Raw genomic sequence first — 18,383 nt, 5'->3', positions numbered from 1 at the left:
GCGGGTCTGGGGCACATGAAGGATGGAGATCTCGTTTCTTCTGAACGGAGAGCGCGTGACCGTCGCCGACGCGGCGCCGACAGAGACCCTGCTGGACTGGCTGCGCGAACGCCGCGGGCTGAAGGGCACCAAGGAAGGCTGCAACGAAGGCGATTGCGGCGCCTGCACCGTGATGGTGACGGATGCCACGGGCCGCAAGGCGCTGAACGCCTGCATCCTGTTCCTGCCGCAGCTTGAAGGAAAGGCCGTCCGCACGGTCGAAGGGCTGTCCGGCCCGCAGGGCGAGGTGCATCCTGTCCAGCAGGCGCTGGTGGACCATCACGGCAGCCAGTGCGGCTTTTGCACGCCCGGGATCGCGGTGTCGATGGCCGTAGCCCATGCCGATGGCGACGCCGCGACCGATGACCGGCTGGCGGGTAACCTGTGCCGGTGCACGGGATACGCGCCGATCATCCGCGCGGCAGAAGCCGCGGCGCAGGATCCGGTGCCAGATTGGATGAACGACCGCGTGGACGCGCGTGGGGACCATGCCCCCCACCGCCCGGGATCGGCCGATGCGCTTGCAGCGGCGTACCTGGCCGACCCGGACGCGGTGCTGGTGGCGGGCGCGACCGATGTCGGGCTTTGGGTGACAAAGCAGCTCCGCCAGGTGGACAAGGTGATCTTTCTGGATGGCTGCGCCGACCTGAAGAACATCGAAGAGACCGGCACCGACATCCGCTTTGGCGCCATGGTCGACATGAACCGGGTGCGGGCAGCCATCGCGCCGCTTTATCCTTCCTATGCCGAGATGATCCGGCGCTATGGCTCCTACCAGGTGCGGGGCGCGGCGACGATCGGCGGGAACATCGCCAACGGGTCGCCCATCGGGGACAACCCGCCGGCGCTGATCGCGCTTGGGGCCACGCTGCACCTGCGGAAGGGCGACGTCCGGCGCAGCCTGCCCGTTCAGGACTTCTTCATCGACTATGGGAAGCAGGACCGCGCGCCCGGGGAGTTCGTCGAGGGCGTGACCATCCCGAAACAGGCCGGGCCATTGAAGGTCTACAAGCTGTCGAAGCGGTTCGATCAGGATATCTCTGCCGTCTGCGGTGCATTCAACATCCTTGTCGAGGACGGCACCGTCACGGCGGCAAGGATTGCCTTCGGCGGCATGGCCGGCACGCCCAAACGGGCCACAGAGGCAGAGGCGGCGCTGATCGGCGCACCATGGACCGAAGCCGGCATCGCCGCGGCACAGGCTGCCATGGCCGAAGACTTCCGGCCACTGTCGGACATGCGCGCCTCGGCCGCGTATCGCCTCGGCACCGCGCAGGCCATGCTGATGCGCGCCTGGGCCGAGGATACCGGCCTTGAAACCAACGTGCTGGGGATCGCATCATGAGCGTTGCAAGGCCCCTGCCCCACGATGCGGCGCCGCTCCATGTCTCGGGCAAGGCGCGTTACGTGGACGACCAGCCGATGCCGGCGGATACGCTGCACCTGGCATTCGGCCTGTCGACCATCGCGAAGGGCCGGATCACCGCGATGGACCTGGCCAGGGTCCGCGCCGCCCCCGGTGTCGTCGCCGTCCTGACGGCGGACGACCTGCCCTTTGCCAACGACGTCTCCCCATCGGCCCATGACGAGCCGCTCTTGTCTGACGGCACCGTCCATTACCTGGGTCAGGCCTTGTTCCTTGTCGCCGCGACCAGCCACCTGGCGGCGCGCAAGGCCGCGCGGCTGGGCGACATCACCTACGAAGAAGAAACCCCGATCCTGACCATCGACCAGGCGATGGAGGCCGGCAGCCGGTTCGAAGACGGCCCGGTGATCTGGTCCAAGGGCGACGCCCCCGCCGCCATCGCCAAAGCCGCCCGCACCCTCAGCGGCGTGCTGGAGATGGGCGGGCAGGAACATTTCTACCTTGAAGGCCAGGCCGCGCTGGCGCTTCCCGCGGAAAACGGCGACGTGACGGTAATCTCGTCCACCCAGCACCCGACGGAAATCCAGCACAAGGTGGCCGAGGCCATCGGCAAGCCAATGCATGCGGTCCGCGTGGAATCGCGGCGGATGGGCGGCGGCTTTGGCGGCAAGGAAAGCCAGGGTAACGCGCTGGCGGTTTCGTGCGCCGTGGTGGCGCTGGCCACCGGCCGGCCCTGCAAGATGCGCTATGACCGCGACGACGACATGACCATCACGGGCAAGCGCCACGATGCCCGGATCGACTATACAGTCGGCTTCGACGACGACGGCCGGATCCAGGGCATCGAATTCGTGCAGATGATCCGCTGCGGCTGGTCGATGGACCTGTCCCTGCCGGTGGCCGACCGGGCGATGCTGCATGCCGACAACGCCTATCTGCTGCCCAATGCCCGGATCGAAAGCCACCGGCTGAAGACCAATACCCAAAGCGCAACCGCCTATCGCGGTTTCGGCGGGCCGCAGGGCATGATCGGGATGGAACGGGTGATGGACCACATCGCCCACGCGCTGCAGATGGACCCGGTGGAGGTGCGCAAGCGCAACTACTACGCCCCCGCGGACACAGCCGTCCCCGACCGCACCACGCCCTATGGGCAGGAGGTCGAGGATTTCATCCTGCACGAGATGACCGACGCGCTGCTGGAGACGTCGGACTACTCCGCCAGAAAACAGGCGGTGGCCGAATGGAACGCGCAGAACCGCTTCGTGAAAAAGGGCATCGCCTTTGCGCCGGTGAAGTTCGGCATCTCCTTCACGCTGACCCACCTGAATCAGGCGGGTGCGCTGGTTCATGTCTATCAGGACGGTTCGGTCCAGTTGAACCATGGCGGGACGGAAATGGGACAGGGCCTGAACCAGAAAGTGGCGCAGGTTGCGGCCAGCCGGTTCGGCATCGCGATGGACCATGTCAGGATCACCGCCACCGACACCGGCAAGGTGCCCAACACCTCTGCCACCGCCGCGTCATCGGGCAGCGACCTGAACGGCATGGCGGTCAAGGTGGCCTGCGACACGATCCGTGACCGGATGGCCGGCTATCTTGCCGAAACCCATCAGGCCGACCCGGCGACGGTCGTCTTCGCCGATGACACGGTGACCGTCGGCGCCGCGACCTACAGCTTCGCCGAGGCCGCGGCGCTTTGCTACCACGGCCGGGTGCCGCTGTCGTCGACCGGGTTCTACAAGACACCCAAGATCGAATGGGACCGGGTGAAGGGCCAGGGCCGGCCGTTCTATTACTTCGCCTATGGCGCCGCAGTGACCGAGGTGGCGGTGGACGTGCTGACGGGCGAAAACCGGATCCTGCGGACCGACATCCTGCACGATGCCGGCACCTCGCTGAACCCGGCACTGGATATCGGACAGGTCGAAGGCGCCTATGTGCAGGGCGCGGGCTGGCTGACGACCGAAGAACTCGTCTGGGACGCCAGGGGCGCGCTTCGAACGCACGCGCCGTCGACCTACAAGATCCCCGCCTGTTCCGACCGGCCACCGGTCTTCAACGTGGCCCTGTGGGACGCGCCCAACCGCGAGGACACGATCTATCGGTCGAAAGCGGTGGGAGAGCCGCCCTTCATGCTGGGCATCTCGGCCTTCCTTGCCCTTGGCGACGCGGTTGCGTCCTGCGGCACCGACTATCCGTCGCTGGATGCGCCCGCGACCGCCGAACGGATCTGGCACGCGGTCAGAAGGGTCGCCGATGTTTGACCTGACCGCCCTGACCCGCGCCATCCGGGCGCATGGCTCCGTGGCCCGGGTCGTGGTGGCCGAGGTGCGCGGCTCTGCCCCGCGAGAGGTCGGCGCATCGATGCTGGTCTGGGTGGACGGGCAGTCCGGCACCATCGGCGGCGGCGCGCTGGAATACGATGCGGCCGACCGGGCGCGCCGGGGCGGCGACGGACCGCTGTTCACACGCCACGCGCTGGGACCCGACCTGGGACAGTGCTGCGGCGGGTCGGTGTCGCTTCTGACGGAGTGGTACGATGCGGACTCAATACCCTTTGTACAAAACGGAGTGATCGCCCGCCCTGCGTTGTACAAAACGAACGAAACGCCGTTCCCTGTCCGTCGCGTGCTGGCCCGCGCCCGCAGCCGGCAAGAGATGCCACAGCCCGCCCTGATCGACGGGTGGATGATCGAACCCGCAGCCGAGGCGCGCAGGTCGCTCTGGATCTGGGGCGCTGGACACGTGGGCCGGGCGCTGGTGTCGGTCCTGTCCCCCCTGCCGGATTTCGCGATCACCTGGGTGGATACCGGCGCCGACCGCTTCCCGTCAGATGTCCCGGAAGGCGTGACCACCGTTCCCGCCGCCGATCCTGCGCTTCTGGCGGCCCATGCGCCGACGGACGCCCATCATCTTGTCCTGACCTATTCTCACGCCATCGACCTGGCCCTGTGCGATACGCTTTTAAGGCGTGGATTCAACAGCTTGGGATTGATAGGGTCGGCCACGAAATGGGCGCGCTTCCGGTCCCGACTGGCCGCTCTGGGCCACGGGCCCGACGCCATTTCCCGCATCACCTGTCCCATCGGCGATCCGTCCCTGGGCAAGCATCCGCAGGCCATCGCCGTGGGCGTGTCGGCCCAGATCCTGCGCCGGGCCACCGCCCGCGCCGACACGAACCCCGGAAGGGAGCACCGCCAGGCATGACCCAGACGCTTCTGAAAATAGACAGTCTGACAAAGGCTTACCCTGGCGTTGTCGCCAATTCCGAGGTCTCGTTCGAGATCGGCGAGGGCGAGGTGCACGCCCTTCTGGGCGAAAACGGCGCCGGCAAGTCGACCCTGGTCAAGATGATCTACGGGCTGGTCAAGCCCGACAGCGGCACCATGACCCTACGCGGCGCGCCTTACGCCCCACCCGAACCGCGGGCCGCGCGGGGCGACGGTATCGCCATGGTCTTTCAGCACTTTTCGCTGTTCGATGCGCTGAATGTGGCAGAGAATATCGCGCTGGGGATGGAAAACCCGCCCCCCATGCGCGATCTGGCCAAGCGCATCACCCAGGTGTCCGAGGCCTACGGCCTGCCGCTGGACCCGTCCCGCATCGTGGGCGACCTGTCGGCGGGCGAACGGCAAAGGGTCGAAATCATCCGCTGCCTTCTGCAGGACCCGAAACTTCTGATCATGGACGAACCGACATCCGTCCTGACCCCGCAGGAGGTCGACATCCTGTTCCAGACGCTGCAGAAACTTTCGGCCGAAGGGACGGCCATTCTTTATATTTCCCATAAGCTTGAGGAAATCCGCACGCTGTGCGACCGGGCCACGATCCTGCGGCTGGGCAAGGTCGTCGGCGCCTGCATCCCCCGTGACTCTACCGCCCGCGAAATGGCAGAGATGATGGTCGGCGGCACGCTTCAGATCCCCACCCGCGAACGCGCGGAACTGGGAGAGGTCGCGCTGGAAATCGCAAACCTGTCTGCCAAGTCGCCGTCGGAATTCGGCACCTCGCTGAAGGACGTGTCGATCCGGGTCCGCGCCGGCGAGGTTCTGGGCGTCGGCGGCGTGGCCGGCAACGGGCAGGACGAACTCTTGGGCGTCCTGTCGGGAGAGATCCTGTCGTCGCCCGGCGCCGTCAGGCTGAAGGGCAAGCCGGTGGGCAAGCTGGGCCCCACGGCGCGCCGCAAGCTGGGCCTGCTGACCGCCCCCGAAGAACGGCTGGGCCATGCCGCCGCCCCGGACATGAGCCTGACGGAAAATGCCCTGCTGACCGGATCGGTCCGCGAAGGGCTTGTTTCGAATGGCTTTCTAAGCTGGTCCAAGACCCGCACCTTTGCCGAGGCGATCATCAAGGCCTTCGACGTCCGCACGCCCGGCACCGAAAACGCGGCCCGGTCGCTGTCAGGGGGCAACCTGCAGAAATTCGTCATAGGCCGCGAGGTGCTGCAACGCCCCGAAGTGCTGGTCGTGAACCAGCCGACATGGGGCGTGGACGCAGCGGCGGCCGCCTCGATCCGGCAGGCGCTGCTGGACCTGGCGCAGAAAGGCGCCGCGATCATCTGCATCAGCCAGGACCTGGATGAGCTGATGGAGATCTCCGACAATTTCGCGGCTCTGACCGAAGGGCGCCTGTCGCCGCCACGGTCCACCCAAGGGCTGACCGTCGACCAGATCGGCATGATGCTGGGCGGGGCCCACGGCATGGAAGTGGCCCATGACGACGCAGAGAAGGTACTGGCATGATCAAGCTGGAAAAACGCCGCCAGCCGTCGCAGGCGTGGTCCTATGCGACGCCGGTGCTGGCGGTGCTGGCGACCATGTTCTTTGGCGGGTTGCTGTTCGCCTTCCTTGGTGAAAGCCCCTTTGCCGCGATCAAGACGATCTTCTGGGACCCGCTGTTCAGCGAGTTCTCGTTCTACTATCGCCCACAGTTGATGGTGAAGGCCGCGCCGCTGGTCCTGATCGCCGTGGGCCTGTCGCTGGGCTTCAAGGCCGGGATCTGGAACATCGGGGCGGAAGGCCAGTACATCCTGGGCGCCATCTGCGGCGCGGCCGTCGGACTGGCGCTGTACCCGCTGGATGCCTGGTACGTCTTTCCGCTGATGGTCATCGCGGGCGCGCTTGGCGGGATGCTCTGGGCGCTGATACCGGCGCTTCTGAAGGTCCGCTTCGGCACGAACGAGATCCTGGTCTCGCTGATGCTGGTCTATGTGGCGGAACAGCTTCTGGCCTCGATGGCTCTGGGGCCACTGCGGAACCCCGAAGGATACGGTTTTCCCGGCAGCCGCAACCTTGACGAATACCCGTCCGCCACCAGCTGGATCCTGGAAGATGCCGGCATTCACTGGGGCACCGTCGCGGCGCTGCTGGCCGTCGTCTTCGCCTTTGTCCTGCTGACCCGGCACATGACCGGGTTCCACATCCGCCTGACCGGCGACGCCCCCCGCGCTGCCCGTTTTGCCGGCGTGAACCCCGGCAGGCTGACCGTGTTCAGCCTAGGGCTTTCGGGTCTCTTCGCGGGACTTGCGGGCCTCTTCGAGGTCGCGGGTCCGGCGGGCCAGATCACCATCGACTTCAACTCTGGCTATGGCTTCACGGCGATCATCGTGGCCTTCCTGGGCCGCCTGAATCCGATCGGGATCCTGCTCGCGGGGTTCCTGCTGGCCCTGACCTATATCGGGGGCGAGATCGCGCAGAACCAGCTGGGCCTGCCCGCCGCGGCGATCCAGGTCTTCCAGGGGATGCTGCTGTTTTTCCTGCTGGCCTTCGACCTACTGACCAACTACCGGATCCGACTGACCCTGCGGGAGACGGCCTGACCATGGATTTCTCGTCCTTCAACGCCGCCCTGCTCATCGCTTCGCTGATGGTCGCGGCCACCCCCGTCCTTCTGGCCGCAATAGGAGAGCTGGTCGTCGAACGCGCCGGCGTCCTGAACCTGGGCGTCGAGGGGATGATGATCACCGGCGCCATCTGCGGCTTTGCCGTGGCGGTGAACACCGGATCGCCCATGCTGGGCTTCGTGGGTGCAGCCGCGGGCAGCCTTGTCCTGTCGCTTCTGTTTGCGCTGCTGACCCAGCTGGCGCTGGCCAACCAGGTCGCATCGGGCCTGTCGCTGACGCTGTTCGGGCTGGGACTGTCGTCCCTGATCGGGCAAAGCTATGGCGGCCAGAAACCGCCGCGGGCCTACCGGCTGGACATCCCCGGCATTTCCGACATCCCGTTCTTCGGGCGGGCGTTCCTGCAGCACGACATGATGGTCTATGTCAGCCTGGCCCTGGTGGCCGGGGTCTGGGCGCTGCTGAAATACACCCGCGCGGGCCTGATCCTGCGGGCGGTGGGCGAAAACCACGATGCCGCCCATGCGCTGGGCTACAAGGTCATCACGATCCGGATCCTGGCCATCGCCTTCGGCGGCGCCTGTGCCGGGCTGGGGGGCGCCTATCTCAGCCTTGTGCGCGTGCCACAATGGACGGACGGGATGACCGCCGGGGCCGGCTGGATCGCTCTGGCCATCGTTGTCTTCGCGTCATGGAAGCCATGGCGGGCCTTGATCGGCGCCTATCTTTTCGGTGGTATCACAGTGCTGCAACTGAACTTTCAGGCCGCGGGCGTCGCCGTCCCGGTGCAGCTGCTGTCGATGTCGCCTTACGTGATCACCATTCTTGTGCTTGTCGTCATTTCGGCCCGGTCGTCGGGCGCCGGTGCGGCCCCTGCCTCGCTGGGTCGGCTGTTCCATGCCGGGCGCTGACGGCCGGCCCCAACCTTCGGGATCCGATCTTCTGTCGCGGGTTCCGGTCATTACTCTAAGGGAGTTACCTTCATGAAACGCAGAACCCTTCTTGCCGGCGTCACCACCGCGCTGGGCCTTGGCCTGGCGGTCGGCCCCGCCCTGGCACAGGACAAGCCCAAGATCGGCTTCGTCTATGTCGGCCCCGTGAACGACGGCGGCTGGAGCCAACACCACCACGAAGCCGCCATGGCGATGAAGGCACATTTCGGCGATGCGGTCGAAGTGGTCGAACAGGCCTCGGTTCCCGAAGGCGCCGACGCGGAACGCGTGCTGACGCAGATGGCGCTTGGCGGCGCCGACCTGATCTTCACCACCTCGTTCGGCTACATGGAACCCACCATCGACGTGGCCAAGAAGTTCCCGAAGGTGAAATTCGAGCACGCGACCGGCTACAAGACCGCGCCGAATGTGGGCGTCTATTCCGCCCGCTTCTATGAAGGCCGCGCGATCGAAGGCTTCCTGGCCGGCCACATGACCAAGTCGAACAAGATCGGCTATATCGGGTCCTTCCCGATCCCCGAGGTGATCCGCGGCATCAACTCCTCGTTCATCCACGCCCAGAAGGTGAACCCGGATGTCGAGATCTCGGTCATCTGGATCAGCACCTGGTTCGACCCGGCGAAAGAGGCCGACGCCACCCAGGCGCTGCTGGACCAGGGTGTCGACGTCGTACTGGCCCACACCGATTCGACCGCGCCGCTGGCCGTGCTGAAGGAAAAGGGCGGCCTGGGCTTCGGTCAGGCGGCCGACATGTATGAATACGCGCCGGAGCCGCGCATCTCGTCGATCATCGACGAATGGGCGCCCTATTACATCAAGCGTGTGCAGGCCGTGATCGACGGCACATGGGAAAGCGACAACACCTGGGACGGCATCGGCGCCGGCATGGTCGGCATCGGCGAGATCACGGGTCCGGTTCCGGACGACGTGAAGGCCGAAGCCATGAAAATGAAGGACGATATCGCCTCGGGTGCCTATCACCCCTTCACCGGCCCGCTGAACAAGCAGGACGGCAGCCCCTGGCTGGCCGAAGGCGAAGTGGCCGACGACGGTACGCTGGCCGGCATGAACTTCTATGTCCAGGGCATCACCGGCTCGATCCCGAACTGATCGGTCTGAACAGTCTGGCAGTCAGAAGGCCCCGCCCGGCGCGGGGCCTTTCTTGTTTCCTCAGGCGCCGGCGATCTGCTTCAGCACCGCGGCGACGATGGCTTCGGGCCGGTCCTCCTGAACCAGGTGGCCGGCACCGGGCACCGGGATGATCGTGCCGCCCGCGATTCGATCCGCCAGCGCCTGCCCCTTTTCGAACGGGATCCATTCGTCTTCGGCCCCCCACAGGACGGTGACGGGGCAATCCATCGGGCCGCAGAGCCCTTCGACCTCGTCCGTGTACCGCTGGTCCATCTGCGCGATCTGGCGATAGAAGGCCGGCTGCCCCACCGGGCCCAGCCAGGGCGCGCTGTAGATCTCCAGCGCCGCCTCGGTCAGGGACGCATGGGCGGCGGTCTGAAGATAGGCCCGCAGCAGCGCGCGGTGCATGTAGTCGGGCATGCCCGCAAAGGCCGCCTGATGCGCGCGCACATGCTGGACGAAGGGCGATCCCCAGGGCGCCAGCGCCACCGCGTCGAAGATCGTCAGCGATGCATAGCGCAACCCGTTCAGGTAATGGCCCCGCAGCGCCGTGGCCCCGCCGAAATCGTGGGCCAGCACGTCCGGGCGGGTCAGCCCCCATTCCGCGAACAGCCCCGCCAGAACCCGGTTCTGGACGGCAAGGGAAACATCCTGCCCCTCACGCATCTCGGACAGGCCATAGCCCACCAGGTCGAAGTAGTAGACCGTCCGCCGGTCCGCGATCAGCGGCACGATCCGCCGCCAGACCTGCGCGGAAAAGGGCGTGCCGTGGATGGCCACCAGCGGCGGCCCCTGCCCGATCCGCCCCCAGCGGACGGCGTTCCCTTCGATCGCGGCGGTATGGGGCAGATCCAGCATGGCGACTCACATATTGTTATTTCGCTAAGTGACTATATGATTGATGGCATGGACCGCTCAACCCAGATGAAAGCCCTGGCCAGTGAACCCCGCGTGACGATCCTGCGCCTGCTGGCAGAGCCCGCGGCGCATTTCGGCCACCAATGGTCTGCCGACGCCGCAGAGTTCGGCGTCTGCATGACCCTGATCGCCGAGGCACTGGGCGTCGCCCAGCCGACCGCCAGCCGTCACCTGGACATCCTGCGGCAGGCGGGCTTCATCCGGGTGCGGCGGCACATGAAATGGTCCTATTGCCAGCGCGACGACGACGCGATCCGCGACTACTTCAACTGGCTGTCCAGGGAACTGTCGCTGGCCTGAATGCGCACGGTAGGCATGCACCCCCCCTCATCGCCCTGTCCAATCCCCCGGGAACGTGGCACCTTGTGGCCACGTCACCAGCGCCCGGACCCTTCCATGCCGATACGCGATTATCCCGCCTATATTGCCAGCGCCGCCGAAGACGCCGGGGGCGACAAGCTGTTCGCGCCGTCGGCCGAACGCAATGCCGGTCCCATCGGCGACCTTCTGGTCCGCATCGCCCCGCACCGGGGCCGCGCACTGGAACTGGCGGCCGGCACCGGTCAGCACAGCGTGGCCTTCGCCGCCCGCCTGCCCGGCCTGCTGTGGCAACCGACAGAGGTACAGCCCGACCGGATCCGCAGCGTCAATGCCCGCATTGCCGAAGCCGGCATTCCCAACATCGCCCCTGCCCTGTCGCTCGACGCGCTCAGCCCCGGATGGGGCGCGACCCAGGCGCCCCGGGATTTCATCATGGTGGCCAACCTTTTGCACCTCGTCAGCACCTTCGAGGTCGAGACGCTGGTGACCGAGGCCGCGCAGGCCCTGGCCCCCGGCGGACGCTTTCTGATCTATGGCCCCTTCATGCGGAGCGGCGTCCTGACCAGCGACGGCGACCGGTCCTTTCACGCCACGCTTCAGACGCGCGACCCGGAAACCGGGTACAAGGACGACCTTCAGATCGCCGACTGGCTCGCCGCCAGCGGGCTGGCGCTTCTGGAAACGGTCGAGATGCCCGCCAACAACCTGGCCTTCGTGACCGAACGCCCGGCCCTGGAAATCGGGATCTAGAACCGGCGCGAAAAGGCGATCAGCCCGCCCAGCAGCAGCGCCGGCAACAACAGCAGCTTGAAGACGAAGACCGCCAGGATCATCACGTAGGACTGCAGCAGGTCATCGGCCCGGTCGTAAAGGTTTCCGGCCAGCGCCTGGTAGCGTTCGACCTCTCCCATGGCCGACTTCAGATTGCCCAGAAGGCCGGTCCCGTCCTCGACATCGGCCAGGTCGACCTCGGCCGTGATCTCGCGCACGATGGCGTCGTTTGCGGCCCAGACATCCGCCGTCATCCAGTCCGCCATCTGCGAAGCCAGGACAAAGGCCAGCGGCACCCCCAGCCCGAACAGCAGGCCATAGCGCAGCAGCTGCCGTTCCATCGCGGTCTTTTCCGACAGCCGCCCGATGCCCCGCCGGATCAGGTCGATGACCAGCGACAGCAGGATCATGCCCCAGCCCACGGCGCTGACCGGCCCGATGCCCACGGCCACGACCCCGGTCGCGACCATCAGCGCAAAGACCATGGACGAGACGCGTTCGACCGTATCATCAATGGGCTCCAGCGCCTTCAGCGGCTTGGCGGACCCCGAGACGAAGACCGCGCCGCCGCTGACCTCGACCTCCTGCGCGGTGGACAGGAAGGCGTTGATGGACCGCAGGGTGACATAGACCGTGGCGCTGGTCGCGGCGACGGCGGTGGCATAGCCCTCGGCCTCGCGGGTCAGCGGATTGCTTCGGTAGGAAATCATGCCCAGCGCCGCCACGAAGGCCAGCACCAGCAGGAACAGGATCGCGGGACGGCGTCGCGCTTGGGTCGGGGTCGGCATCGGGGGCTCCTGCCCGCTGGGATTGATGCCGTCACCATAGGCGGCGTGCGCCGCCGGTCAAACCTTCCGCCGCACCCCGGCGGCGGACGAAGGCCCTTTGAAAGGGCCTTCCTGCGGGGCCAAGCCTGTTTCGAAACAGGCTTGGCGTGCACCCGGCCTTGACGGCAGCCTTACCCGTCGATGCGGATCGCCGCGTTGGACGGATCATAGGGGCTGTCTTCGACGACCTCGACTGGCCACAGCTGGTTCAGCATCTTCACTTCCAGCTTCGTCCCCGGCACCGCCAGTTCGGGCGAGACATAGCCCATGCCCACCGACTTGCCGAAATGCACAGAATACCCGCCCGAGGTCAGGCGACCGACCTTCACGCCGTCCAGATACAGCGCCTCGCGCCCCCAGGGATCGGCATCCGCCGGCCCGTCGATCAGGACGGTCACGCATTTCGACCGGATGCCCTTGGCCTCCATCGCCGCCTTACCGCGGAAGTCCTTCGACAGGTCGACGAAACGCGGCAGGTCGGCCTCCAGCGGGGTCGCATCGCGGCCCAGTTCGTTCCCGAAGGCGCGATAACTCTTCTCCTGCCGCAGCCAGTTCTGCGCCCGCGCGCCGACCGGCTTCAGCCCGAACTCGACCCCCGCCGCCATCAGACGGTCCCAGAGGTAGGTCTGCATCTCTATCGGGTGATGCAGTTCCCAGCCCAGCTCGCCGGTATAGGCCACCCGGATCGCCATCACCGGGCACATCTCCAGCTCGATATTGCGCATGGTCAGCCAGGGGAAGCGCTTGTTCGACAGGACCGCTTCCGGATCCGCATCGCGCACCAGTTTCTTCAGCAGGTCCCGCGATCTGGGCCCGGCCACGGCAAAGACGCCCCACTGCGTGGTCACGTCGTGGAGGACGACGAACTCGCCACCCGCCGCCATGAAATCCTCGGCCGACTTCTGCAGGTAATCCGCGTCATAGGCCGCCCAAGCCCCGGCCGAGACGAGGTAATAGTCGTTCTCGCCACGCCGCACGATGGTGTATTCGGTCCGGGTCGTCCCTGCCTCGGTCAGGGCATAGGTCAGGTTGATCCGTCCGATCTTCGGCAACTTGTTGCAGGTGAACCAGTCCAGGAATGCCGTGGCGCCCGGCCCCTTCACCTCGTGCTTGGCAAAGGCGGATGCATCGACCAGGCCCACGCCTTCGCGGATCGCCCTGGCCTCTTCCACGGCATATTTCCACCAGCCACCGCGGCGGAACGACCGCGCGTCGTGATCGAAGCTGTCGGGCGCATCCAGCGGACCGTAATAGTTCGGCCGCTCGAACCCGTTCACCTGCCCGAACTGCGCGCCCAGCGCCTTCTGGCGTTCATAGGCCGGCGCGGTGCGCAGCGGCCGGCAGGCCTCGCGCTCCTCGTCCGGATGGTGCAGGATGAAGACGTGGGAATAGCATTCCTCGTTCTTCCGCGCCGCGTATTCGGTCGTCATCCAGGACCCGTAGCGCTTGGGATCCAGCGACGCCATGTCGATCTCGGCCTCGCCCTCGACCATCATCTGCGCCAGGAAATATCCCGTGCCGCCCGCGGCGGTGATCCCGAACGAGAACCCTTCCGCCAGCCACATGTTCCTGAGACCCGGCGCCGGCCCCACCAGCGGGTTGCCGTCGGGGGTATAGCAGATCGGACCGTTGAAATCGTCCTTCAGGCCCACGGTTTCCGATGTCGGGATCCGGTGGATCATCGACATGTACTCTTCCTCGATCCGTTCCAGATCCAGCGGAAAGAGATCGGCGCGGAAGCTTTCCGGCACGTCATAGAGGAACCGCGCCGGCGCGTTTTCCTCGTAGGGGCCCAGGATCCAGCCGCCGCGCTCCTCGCGCACGTACCACTTGGCATCGGCATCCCGCAGGACCGGGTGTTCGCCATGGGTCTTGCGGTACTCGACCAGGGCCGGGTCGGGCTCGGTCACGATGTACTGGTGCTCGACCGGGATGGCCGGGATCTTGATCCCCAGGAGTTTCGCCGTCCGCTGCGCGTGGTTGCCCGTGGCGGTGACGACATGCTCTGCCTCGATCACAGTCTGTTCGTCCGACGGCACGAGGTTCCCGCCCCGTTCGACCATCTTGGTCACGGTCACCTTCCAGGCGCGGCCCGTCCATTCATAGCCGTCGACCTGCCACTTGCGCTCGATCGTGACGCCCCTCTGCCGTGCGCCCTTGGCCATGGCCATCGTGACATCCGCCGGGTTGATGTAGCCGTCGGTGGGATGGAAGATCGCGCCCTTCAGATCCTCGGTCCGGACCAGCGGCCAGCGATCCTTTATGTCGGCAGCACTTAGCCATTCGTAAGGAACACCACAGGTCTCGGCGGTCGAGGCATAGAGCATGTATTCGTCCATGCGCGCCTGAGTCTGCGCCATGCGAAGATTGCCCACCACGGAGAAGCCGGCGTTCAGGCCTGTCTCGGCCTCGAGCGACTTGTAGAAGTCGACGGAGTACTTGTGGATATGGGTCGTGGCATAGGACATGTTGAACAGCGGCAGCAGCCCGGCCGCATGCCAGGTCGAACCGGACGTCAGTTCGTCCCTTTCAAGCAGCATCACGTCCGCCCAGCCCGCCCGGGCCAGGTGATAGGCGATGGAGGTTCCGACGGCGCCGCCGCCGACGACAAGGGCCTTCACGTGGGTTTTCATCACCGCAACTCCGCAGACGCGCGCATTGCGCCTTCATAATGCGGGCGCGGGATCCGGCACAGAGGCAGGCCGACCGAATGCACGACAAAACCGACCTGTCCGTTCGCCGCCGCCGTCGTTTCGACATCTTCCGGGCGTCGGGAAACGCTGCTCATGCCGGATGCCTCCGGCGGGAGTATTTGTGAAAAGAAGAAGCCGGGAACGCTCTCCCGGCTTCTTTGGTCTTCAAATACCTCGGGGGAGTCGCGCCGCAGGTGCGGCGGGGGCAGAGCCCCCATCGACCGTGCCGCCTGGCGCAGGCTTCAGATGGACATGTCCGGCACGATCTTGCCCGGGTTCATGATGCCATCCGGGTCGATCGCGTGCTTGATCGCGGCCATCACGTCCACTGCCTGGCCCAGTTCCTTCATCAGGTAGGGCCGCTTGCCCTGGCCGATGCCGTGTTCGCCGGTACAGGTGCCGTCCATCTCGATCGCCATCTCGTTCAGCCAGCCGACATATTCGTCGGCCTTCGCGATCTCGGCCGGGTCGTCCATGTCCATCAGGACCAGCATGTGGAAGTTGCCGTCGCCGACATGGCCCACCACCGGCGCCATCAGGCCCATTTCGGCCGCCTTTTCGGTGGCGCGGTTCACACAGGTGGCAAGGTTCGAGATCGGAACGCAGATATCCGTCGACAGGCCCTTGCAGCCGGGGCGCAGCTGCAGCGAGGCGTAATACATGTCGTGGCGCGCCTTCCAGACCTTGTTGCGCTCTTCCGGCGAGGCGGTGGCAACATAGTCCGTGCTGCCGAAGTCTGCTGCGATTTCGCGGAAGCTCTCGGTCTGTTCCGCCACGCCCGCCGCGGACCCGTGGAATTCCAAAAGCAGCATCGGCGTTTCCGGCAGACCCAGCCCGGCATAGAGGTTCACCGCGCGCACGCTCATCGCATCCAGAAGCTCGATACGGGCGACCGGGATACCGTACTGGATCGTGGCGATCACCGCCTCGCAGGCCGCGTCGACCGTCGGGAAGGAACAGCGGGCCGAGGAGATCGCCTCGGGGATGCCCTGCAGGCGCAACGTGATCTCGGTGATCAGGCCCAGCGTGCCTTCGGACCCGATCAGCAGCCGGGTCAGGTCGTAGCCCGCGGAAGACTTGCGGGCGCGGGTGCCCGTGCGGATCACGGTGCCGTCGGGCATCACCGCCTCCAGCGACAGGATGTTGTCCTTCATCGTGCCATAGCGCACCGCGTTCGTGCCCGAAGCGCGGGTCGCCGCCATGCCGCCGATGGTGGCATTGGCCCCCGGGTCGATGGGGAAGAAGAGACCGCTGTCGCGCAGGTGGACATTCAGCGCCTCGCGCGTGATGCCGGGCTGGACGACGACGTCGAGGTCGGCGCCATGCACCGCCAGCACCTTGTCCATCCTGCTGAAGTCGACCGAGATGCCGCCCGCGGGCGCGTTCACGTGGCCTTCCAGCGACGACCCGATGCCGAAGCCGATTACCGGCACCTTGTGGGCGGCGCAGATCCGAACGATCTCGGCCACCTCGGCGGTCGATTCGGGAAAGACCACGCCGTCGGGAGACTGCGTCTCGATATAGGTCGTGGTGTGGGCGTGCTGTTCGCGGATCGAGGCGCCGGTCTGGAACCGGTCTCCGAACTGCTGCTTCAGGATTCCAACTGCGGCCGCGATCCCGGCCTCGTTGCGTTCCAACCGTGTTGCCTGGACCATGGGTTCCTCCTGCAGAAATTCGAACCGGACAGATGCGCCTACCCAAAGCGCGCCTAGCGGCCGAGTGCAATCCCTTCGCGACGCGGATCGGCCCCGCCTTCCAGGCCTTCGCCGATCTCGATGGCATGAAGGCCCGAATTCAGCATCCTGGGTTCAACCGTGAAACCCATCGCTTCAAGCGGCGCCTGAAGGGCCTCCATGGCCGTGCCGCCCTCGACATCGAAGGTGCCGAAACGATTCACGCCGTGGCCCATCGACACCGCCTGCTGGACGTCCATGCCCCAGTCTGCCCAGGCCACGATGGCCTGCGCGACATAGCCGATGATCCGGCTGCCCCCGGGCGACCCGACGGCCAGGACCGGTTTGCCGTCCTGCAGGACAATGGTCGGGGCCATGGACGACCGGGGCCGCTTGCCCGGTTCGACGCGGTTCGCGACGGGGCGGCCATCCTCGACCGACCGGAACGAGAAGTCGGTCAGTTCATTGTTCAGAAGGAACCCGCGGACCATCAGGCGAGAGCCGAACTGATTCTCGATGGTCGTCGTCATGGACGCAACGTTGCCATAGCTGTCCACGATGGAGATATGGCTGGTCGATGGCTGTTCGGGGGAAATCCCGTCGCCGAACAGCCCGGCATGGTCCCAGGCCGGGTCGCCGGGGGCCGCGACGTCCAGGGCTGTATCGCCATCCAGCAGGCGGGCGCGTTCGGCCAGATAGGCCGGGTCCAGCAGGCCCTTCACCGGAACCGGCACGAAATCGGTATCGGCGACATAGCGGCCGCGATCCGCGAAGGCCAGGCGCGAGGCGTCGCCGATCAGGCGCCAGGCCTCGGCGCTGTCGGGGCCAAGGGCGGCCATGTCGAAGGGCTGCAGCAGGCCCAGGATCTGGCCCACCGCGATGGCGCCCGACGACGGCGGGCCCATCCCGCAGACCTGATAGACGCGGTAGGCGCCGCAGACCGGGCGGCGTTCCTTGACGCGGTACAGGGCCATGTCCTCCATCGTCAGAAGGCCGGGATTGTTCACGGCACCCTGCACGGTGGCGACGATGTCTTCGGCGATCCGGCCGGTATAGAAGGGCGCCGCGCCCTCGGCCGCCAGCGTACGCAGCACCTCGGCATAGTCCGGGTTCTGCAAGGTCCGGCCGGGCAGAAGGGGAAAGCCCCCCGGCAGGAAATAAGCGGCCGTCGTGGGATAGGTCTTCAGCCGCAGCAGGTCCATCACCACCAGCGCCGACAGGCGGGGCGAGACGTCGAAGCCGTCTTCGGCCAGCGCGATCGCCGGATCGAAAAGACCGGACCAACCCAGCCGGCCCCATCTGTCATGCGCCATTTCCAGCAGCGCAGGCGTACCGGGGACGCCCACGGAGCGGCCGCCGACCACGGCCTCGAAAAAGCCCATGGGCGCGCCTTCGGTCTGGAACAGGAGGGGCGTGGCGGCCTGCGGTGCGGTTTCCCGACCGTCGAGCGTTGTCAGTTCGCCCGAAGCGGCATCGTACCAGACCAGGAAGGCACCGCCACCCAGGCCGGAGCTTTGCGGCTCTACCAGCCCCAGCACCGTCTGGACCGTCACCAGCGCGTCCGCGGCCGTGCCGCCCTGTGCCAGAACGGCCGCCCCGGCCTCGACCGCCAGGGGATTCGCGGCGGAAATCATCCAGTCCTGCCCCGTCACCGGGCGTCCTTCGGCCTTGGCCTGAAGGGCGGCGGCGACCTGGGCCGAAGCCGCGCTGACCAAACCGGCCTCGGTCGCGGGTTCCGGGGCCACAGCATCGGTCGCCTGTTGGGCCAGCGCGGCGGTGGCACACAGGGAGGCAATGGCGGCAATGGCGCGGCGGCCGATCCGGCGGGAGAGCATGGGCATTCCTTTCC

14 protein-coding genes are annotated in these 18,383 nt (G+C 66.5%); 9 read left to right on the top strand and 5 right to left on the bottom strand.

The features are described 5' to 3' along the window. Window positions 1-22 precede the first annotated feature (22 nt). From xdhA to FQK05_RS24915, 7 genes are all read left to right on the top strand, one after another. Complete coding sequence (xdhA, locus tag FQK05_RS24945; RefSeq protein ID WP_158972143.1) at window positions 23-1,384, top strand: xanthine dehydrogenase small subunit; 1,362 nt, start codon at window positions 23-25, stop codon at window positions 1,382-1,384. Next, window positions 1,381-3,672, top strand: a complete 2,292-nt coding sequence (xdhB, locus tag FQK05_RS24940) for a xanthine dehydrogenase molybdopterin binding subunit (RefSeq protein WP_158972142.1) — start codon at window positions 1,381-1,383, stop codon at window positions 3,670-3,672. The genes xdhA and xdhB overlap by 4 nt, the downstream gene beginning before the upstream one ends. Next, window positions 3,665-4,615 (top strand): xanthine dehydrogenase accessory protein XdhC, encoded by a 951-nt coding sequence (gene xdhC, locus FQK05_RS24935; RefSeq protein WP_158972140.1) that lies wholly within the window; start codon window positions 3,665-3,667, stop codon window positions 4,613-4,615. Before xdhB ends, xdhC begins: the two co-directional genes overlap by 8 nt. Beyond that, window positions 4,612-6,150 (top strand): ABC transporter ATP-binding protein, encoded by a 1,539-nt coding sequence (locus tag FQK05_RS24930; protein ID WP_158972139.1) that lies wholly within the window; start codon window positions 4,612-4,614, stop codon window positions 6,148-6,150. The genes xdhC and FQK05_RS24930 overlap by 4 nt, the downstream gene beginning before the upstream one ends. After that, window positions 6,147-7,226: an ABC transporter permease gene (locus tag FQK05_RS24925; protein ID WP_158972138.1), complete on the top strand. Its 1,080-nt coding sequence runs from the start codon at window positions 6,147-6,149 to the stop codon at window positions 7,224-7,226. The genes FQK05_RS24930 and FQK05_RS24925 overlap by 4 nt, the downstream gene beginning before the upstream one ends. A 2-nt stretch (window positions 7,227-7,228) precedes the next feature. Beyond that, window positions 7,229-8,158: an ABC transporter permease gene (locus FQK05_RS24920; RefSeq protein WP_158972137.1), complete on the top strand. Its 930-nt coding sequence runs from the start codon at window positions 7,229-7,231 to the stop codon at window positions 8,156-8,158. Window positions 8,159-8,230: 72 nt separating this feature from the next. Next, complete coding sequence (locus FQK05_RS24915) at window positions 8,231-9,310, top strand: BMP family ABC transporter substrate-binding protein (protein ID WP_158972135.1); 1,080 nt, start codon at window positions 8,231-8,233, stop codon at window positions 9,308-9,310. A 60-nt stretch (window positions 9,311-9,370) separates the two neighbouring features. Here FQK05_RS24915 and FQK05_RS24910 read toward each other — a convergent pair whose 3' ends face one another. Then, window positions 9,371-10,189: an alpha/beta fold hydrolase gene (locus tag FQK05_RS24910; protein WP_158972133.1), complete on the bottom strand. Its 819-nt coding sequence runs from the start codon at window positions 10,187-10,189 to the stop codon at window positions 9,371-9,373. Between the two features lie 48 nt (window positions 10,190-10,237). Here FQK05_RS24910 and FQK05_RS24905 point away from each other — a divergent pair, with 48 nt between their 5' ends. Both FQK05_RS24905 and FQK05_RS24900 read left to right on the top strand, forming a co-directional pair. After that, on the top strand, window positions 10,238-10,549 hold the full coding sequence (locus FQK05_RS24905) for an ArsR/SmtB family transcription factor (RefSeq protein ID WP_233270675.1): 312 nt from the start codon (window positions 10,238-10,240) through the stop codon (window positions 10,547-10,549). Between the two features lie 96 nt (window positions 10,550-10,645). Further along, on the top strand, window positions 10,646-11,320 hold the full coding sequence (locus FQK05_RS24900; protein ID WP_158972129.1) for a DUF938 domain-containing protein: 675 nt from the start codon (window positions 10,646-10,648) through the stop codon (window positions 11,318-11,320). Here the strand turns inward: FQK05_RS24900 and FQK05_RS24895 are convergent. The 4 genes from FQK05_RS24895 to ggt form a co-directional block, all read right to left on the bottom strand. Then, complete coding sequence (locus tag FQK05_RS24895) at window positions 11,317-12,129, bottom strand: hypothetical protein (protein ID WP_158972127.1); 813 nt, start codon at window positions 12,127-12,129, stop codon at window positions 11,317-11,319. The two genes, FQK05_RS24900 and FQK05_RS24895, sit on opposite strands and share 4 nt — an antisense overlap. A 170-nt stretch (window positions 12,130-12,299) precedes the next feature. Further along, complete coding sequence (locus FQK05_RS24890; protein ID WP_158972126.1) at window positions 12,300-14,801, bottom strand: GcvT family protein; 2,502 nt, start codon at window positions 14,799-14,801, stop codon at window positions 12,300-12,302. Between the two features lie 302 nt (window positions 14,802-15,103). After that, window positions 15,104-16,516: an FAD-binding oxidoreductase gene (locus tag FQK05_RS24885; RefSeq protein WP_158972124.1), complete on the bottom strand. Its 1,413-nt coding sequence runs from the start codon at window positions 16,514-16,516 to the stop codon at window positions 15,104-15,106. Window positions 16,517-16,569: 53 nt separating this feature from the next. Next, window positions 16,570-18,369, bottom strand: coding sequence for a gamma-glutamyltransferase (gene ggt, locus FQK05_RS24880; protein ID WP_158972122.1), 1,800 nt, complete (start codon window positions 18,367-18,369; stop codon window positions 16,570-16,572). Window positions 18,370-18,383: the final 14 nt, after the last annotated feature.

It is taken from the genome of Chachezhania sediminis, assembly GCF_009765275.1.
GTDB lineage: Bacteria > Pseudomonadota > Alphaproteobacteria > Rhodobacterales > Rhodobacteraceae > Chachezhania > Chachezhania sediminis.
The sequence above is the reverse complement of the archived record's forward strand: the minus strand, read 5'-3'. Positions and strand labels throughout refer to the sequence as shown.

What these genes read in the sequence shown, in the direction of transcription:
- xdhA (WP_158972143.1), top strand. Translation starts at nt 23, where the DNA reads ATGGAGATCTCGTTTCTTCTGAACGGAGAGCGCGTGACCGTCGCCGAC.
- xdhB (WP_158972142.1), top strand. Translation starts at nt 1,381, where the DNA reads ATGAGCGTTGCAAGGCCCCTGCCCCACGATGCGGCGCCGCTCCATGTC.
- xdhC (WP_158972140.1), top strand. Translation starts at nt 3,665, where the DNA reads ATGTTTGACCTGACCGCCCTGACCCGCGCCATCCGGGCGCATGGCTCC.
- FQK05_RS24930 (WP_158972139.1), top strand. Translation starts at nt 4,612, where the DNA reads ATGACCCAGACGCTTCTGAAAATAGACAGTCTGACAAAGGCTTACCCT.
- FQK05_RS24925 (WP_158972138.1), top strand. Translation starts at nt 6,147, where the DNA reads ATGATCAAGCTGGAAAAACGCCGCCAGCCGTCGCAGGCGTGGTCCTAT.
- FQK05_RS24920 (WP_158972137.1), top strand. Translation starts at nt 7,229, where the DNA reads ATGGATTTCTCGTCCTTCAACGCCGCCCTGCTCATCGCTTCGCTGATG.
- FQK05_RS24915 (WP_158972135.1), top strand. Translation starts at nt 8,231, where the DNA reads ATGAAACGCAGAACCCTTCTTGCCGGCGTCACCACCGCGCTGGGCCTT.
- FQK05_RS24910 (WP_158972133.1), bottom strand. Translation starts at nt 10,189, where the DNA reads ATGCTGGATCTGCCCCATACCGCCGCGATCGAAGGGAACGCCGTCCGC.
- FQK05_RS24905 (WP_233270675.1), top strand. Translation starts at nt 10,238, where the DNA reads ATGGACCGCTCAACCCAGATGAAAGCCCTGGCCAGTGAACCCCGCGTG.
- FQK05_RS24900 (WP_158972129.1), top strand. Translation starts at nt 10,646, where the DNA reads ATGCCGATACGCGATTATCCCGCCTATATTGCCAGCGCCGCCGAAGAC.
- FQK05_RS24895 (WP_158972127.1), bottom strand. Translation starts at nt 12,129, where the DNA reads ATGCCGACCCCGACCCAAGCGCGACGCCGTCCCGCGATCCTGTTCCTG.
- FQK05_RS24890 (WP_158972126.1), bottom strand. Translation starts at nt 14,801, where the DNA reads ATGAAAACCCACGTGAAGGCCCTTGTCGTCGGCGGCGGCGCCGTCGGA.
- FQK05_RS24885 (WP_158972124.1), bottom strand. Translation starts at nt 16,516, where the DNA reads ATGGTCCAGGCAACACGGTTGGAACGCAACGAGGCCGGGATCGCGGCC.
- ggt (WP_158972122.1), bottom strand. Translation starts at nt 18,369, where the DNA reads ATGCTCTCCCGCCGGATCGGCCGCCGCGCCATTGCCGCCATTGCCTCC.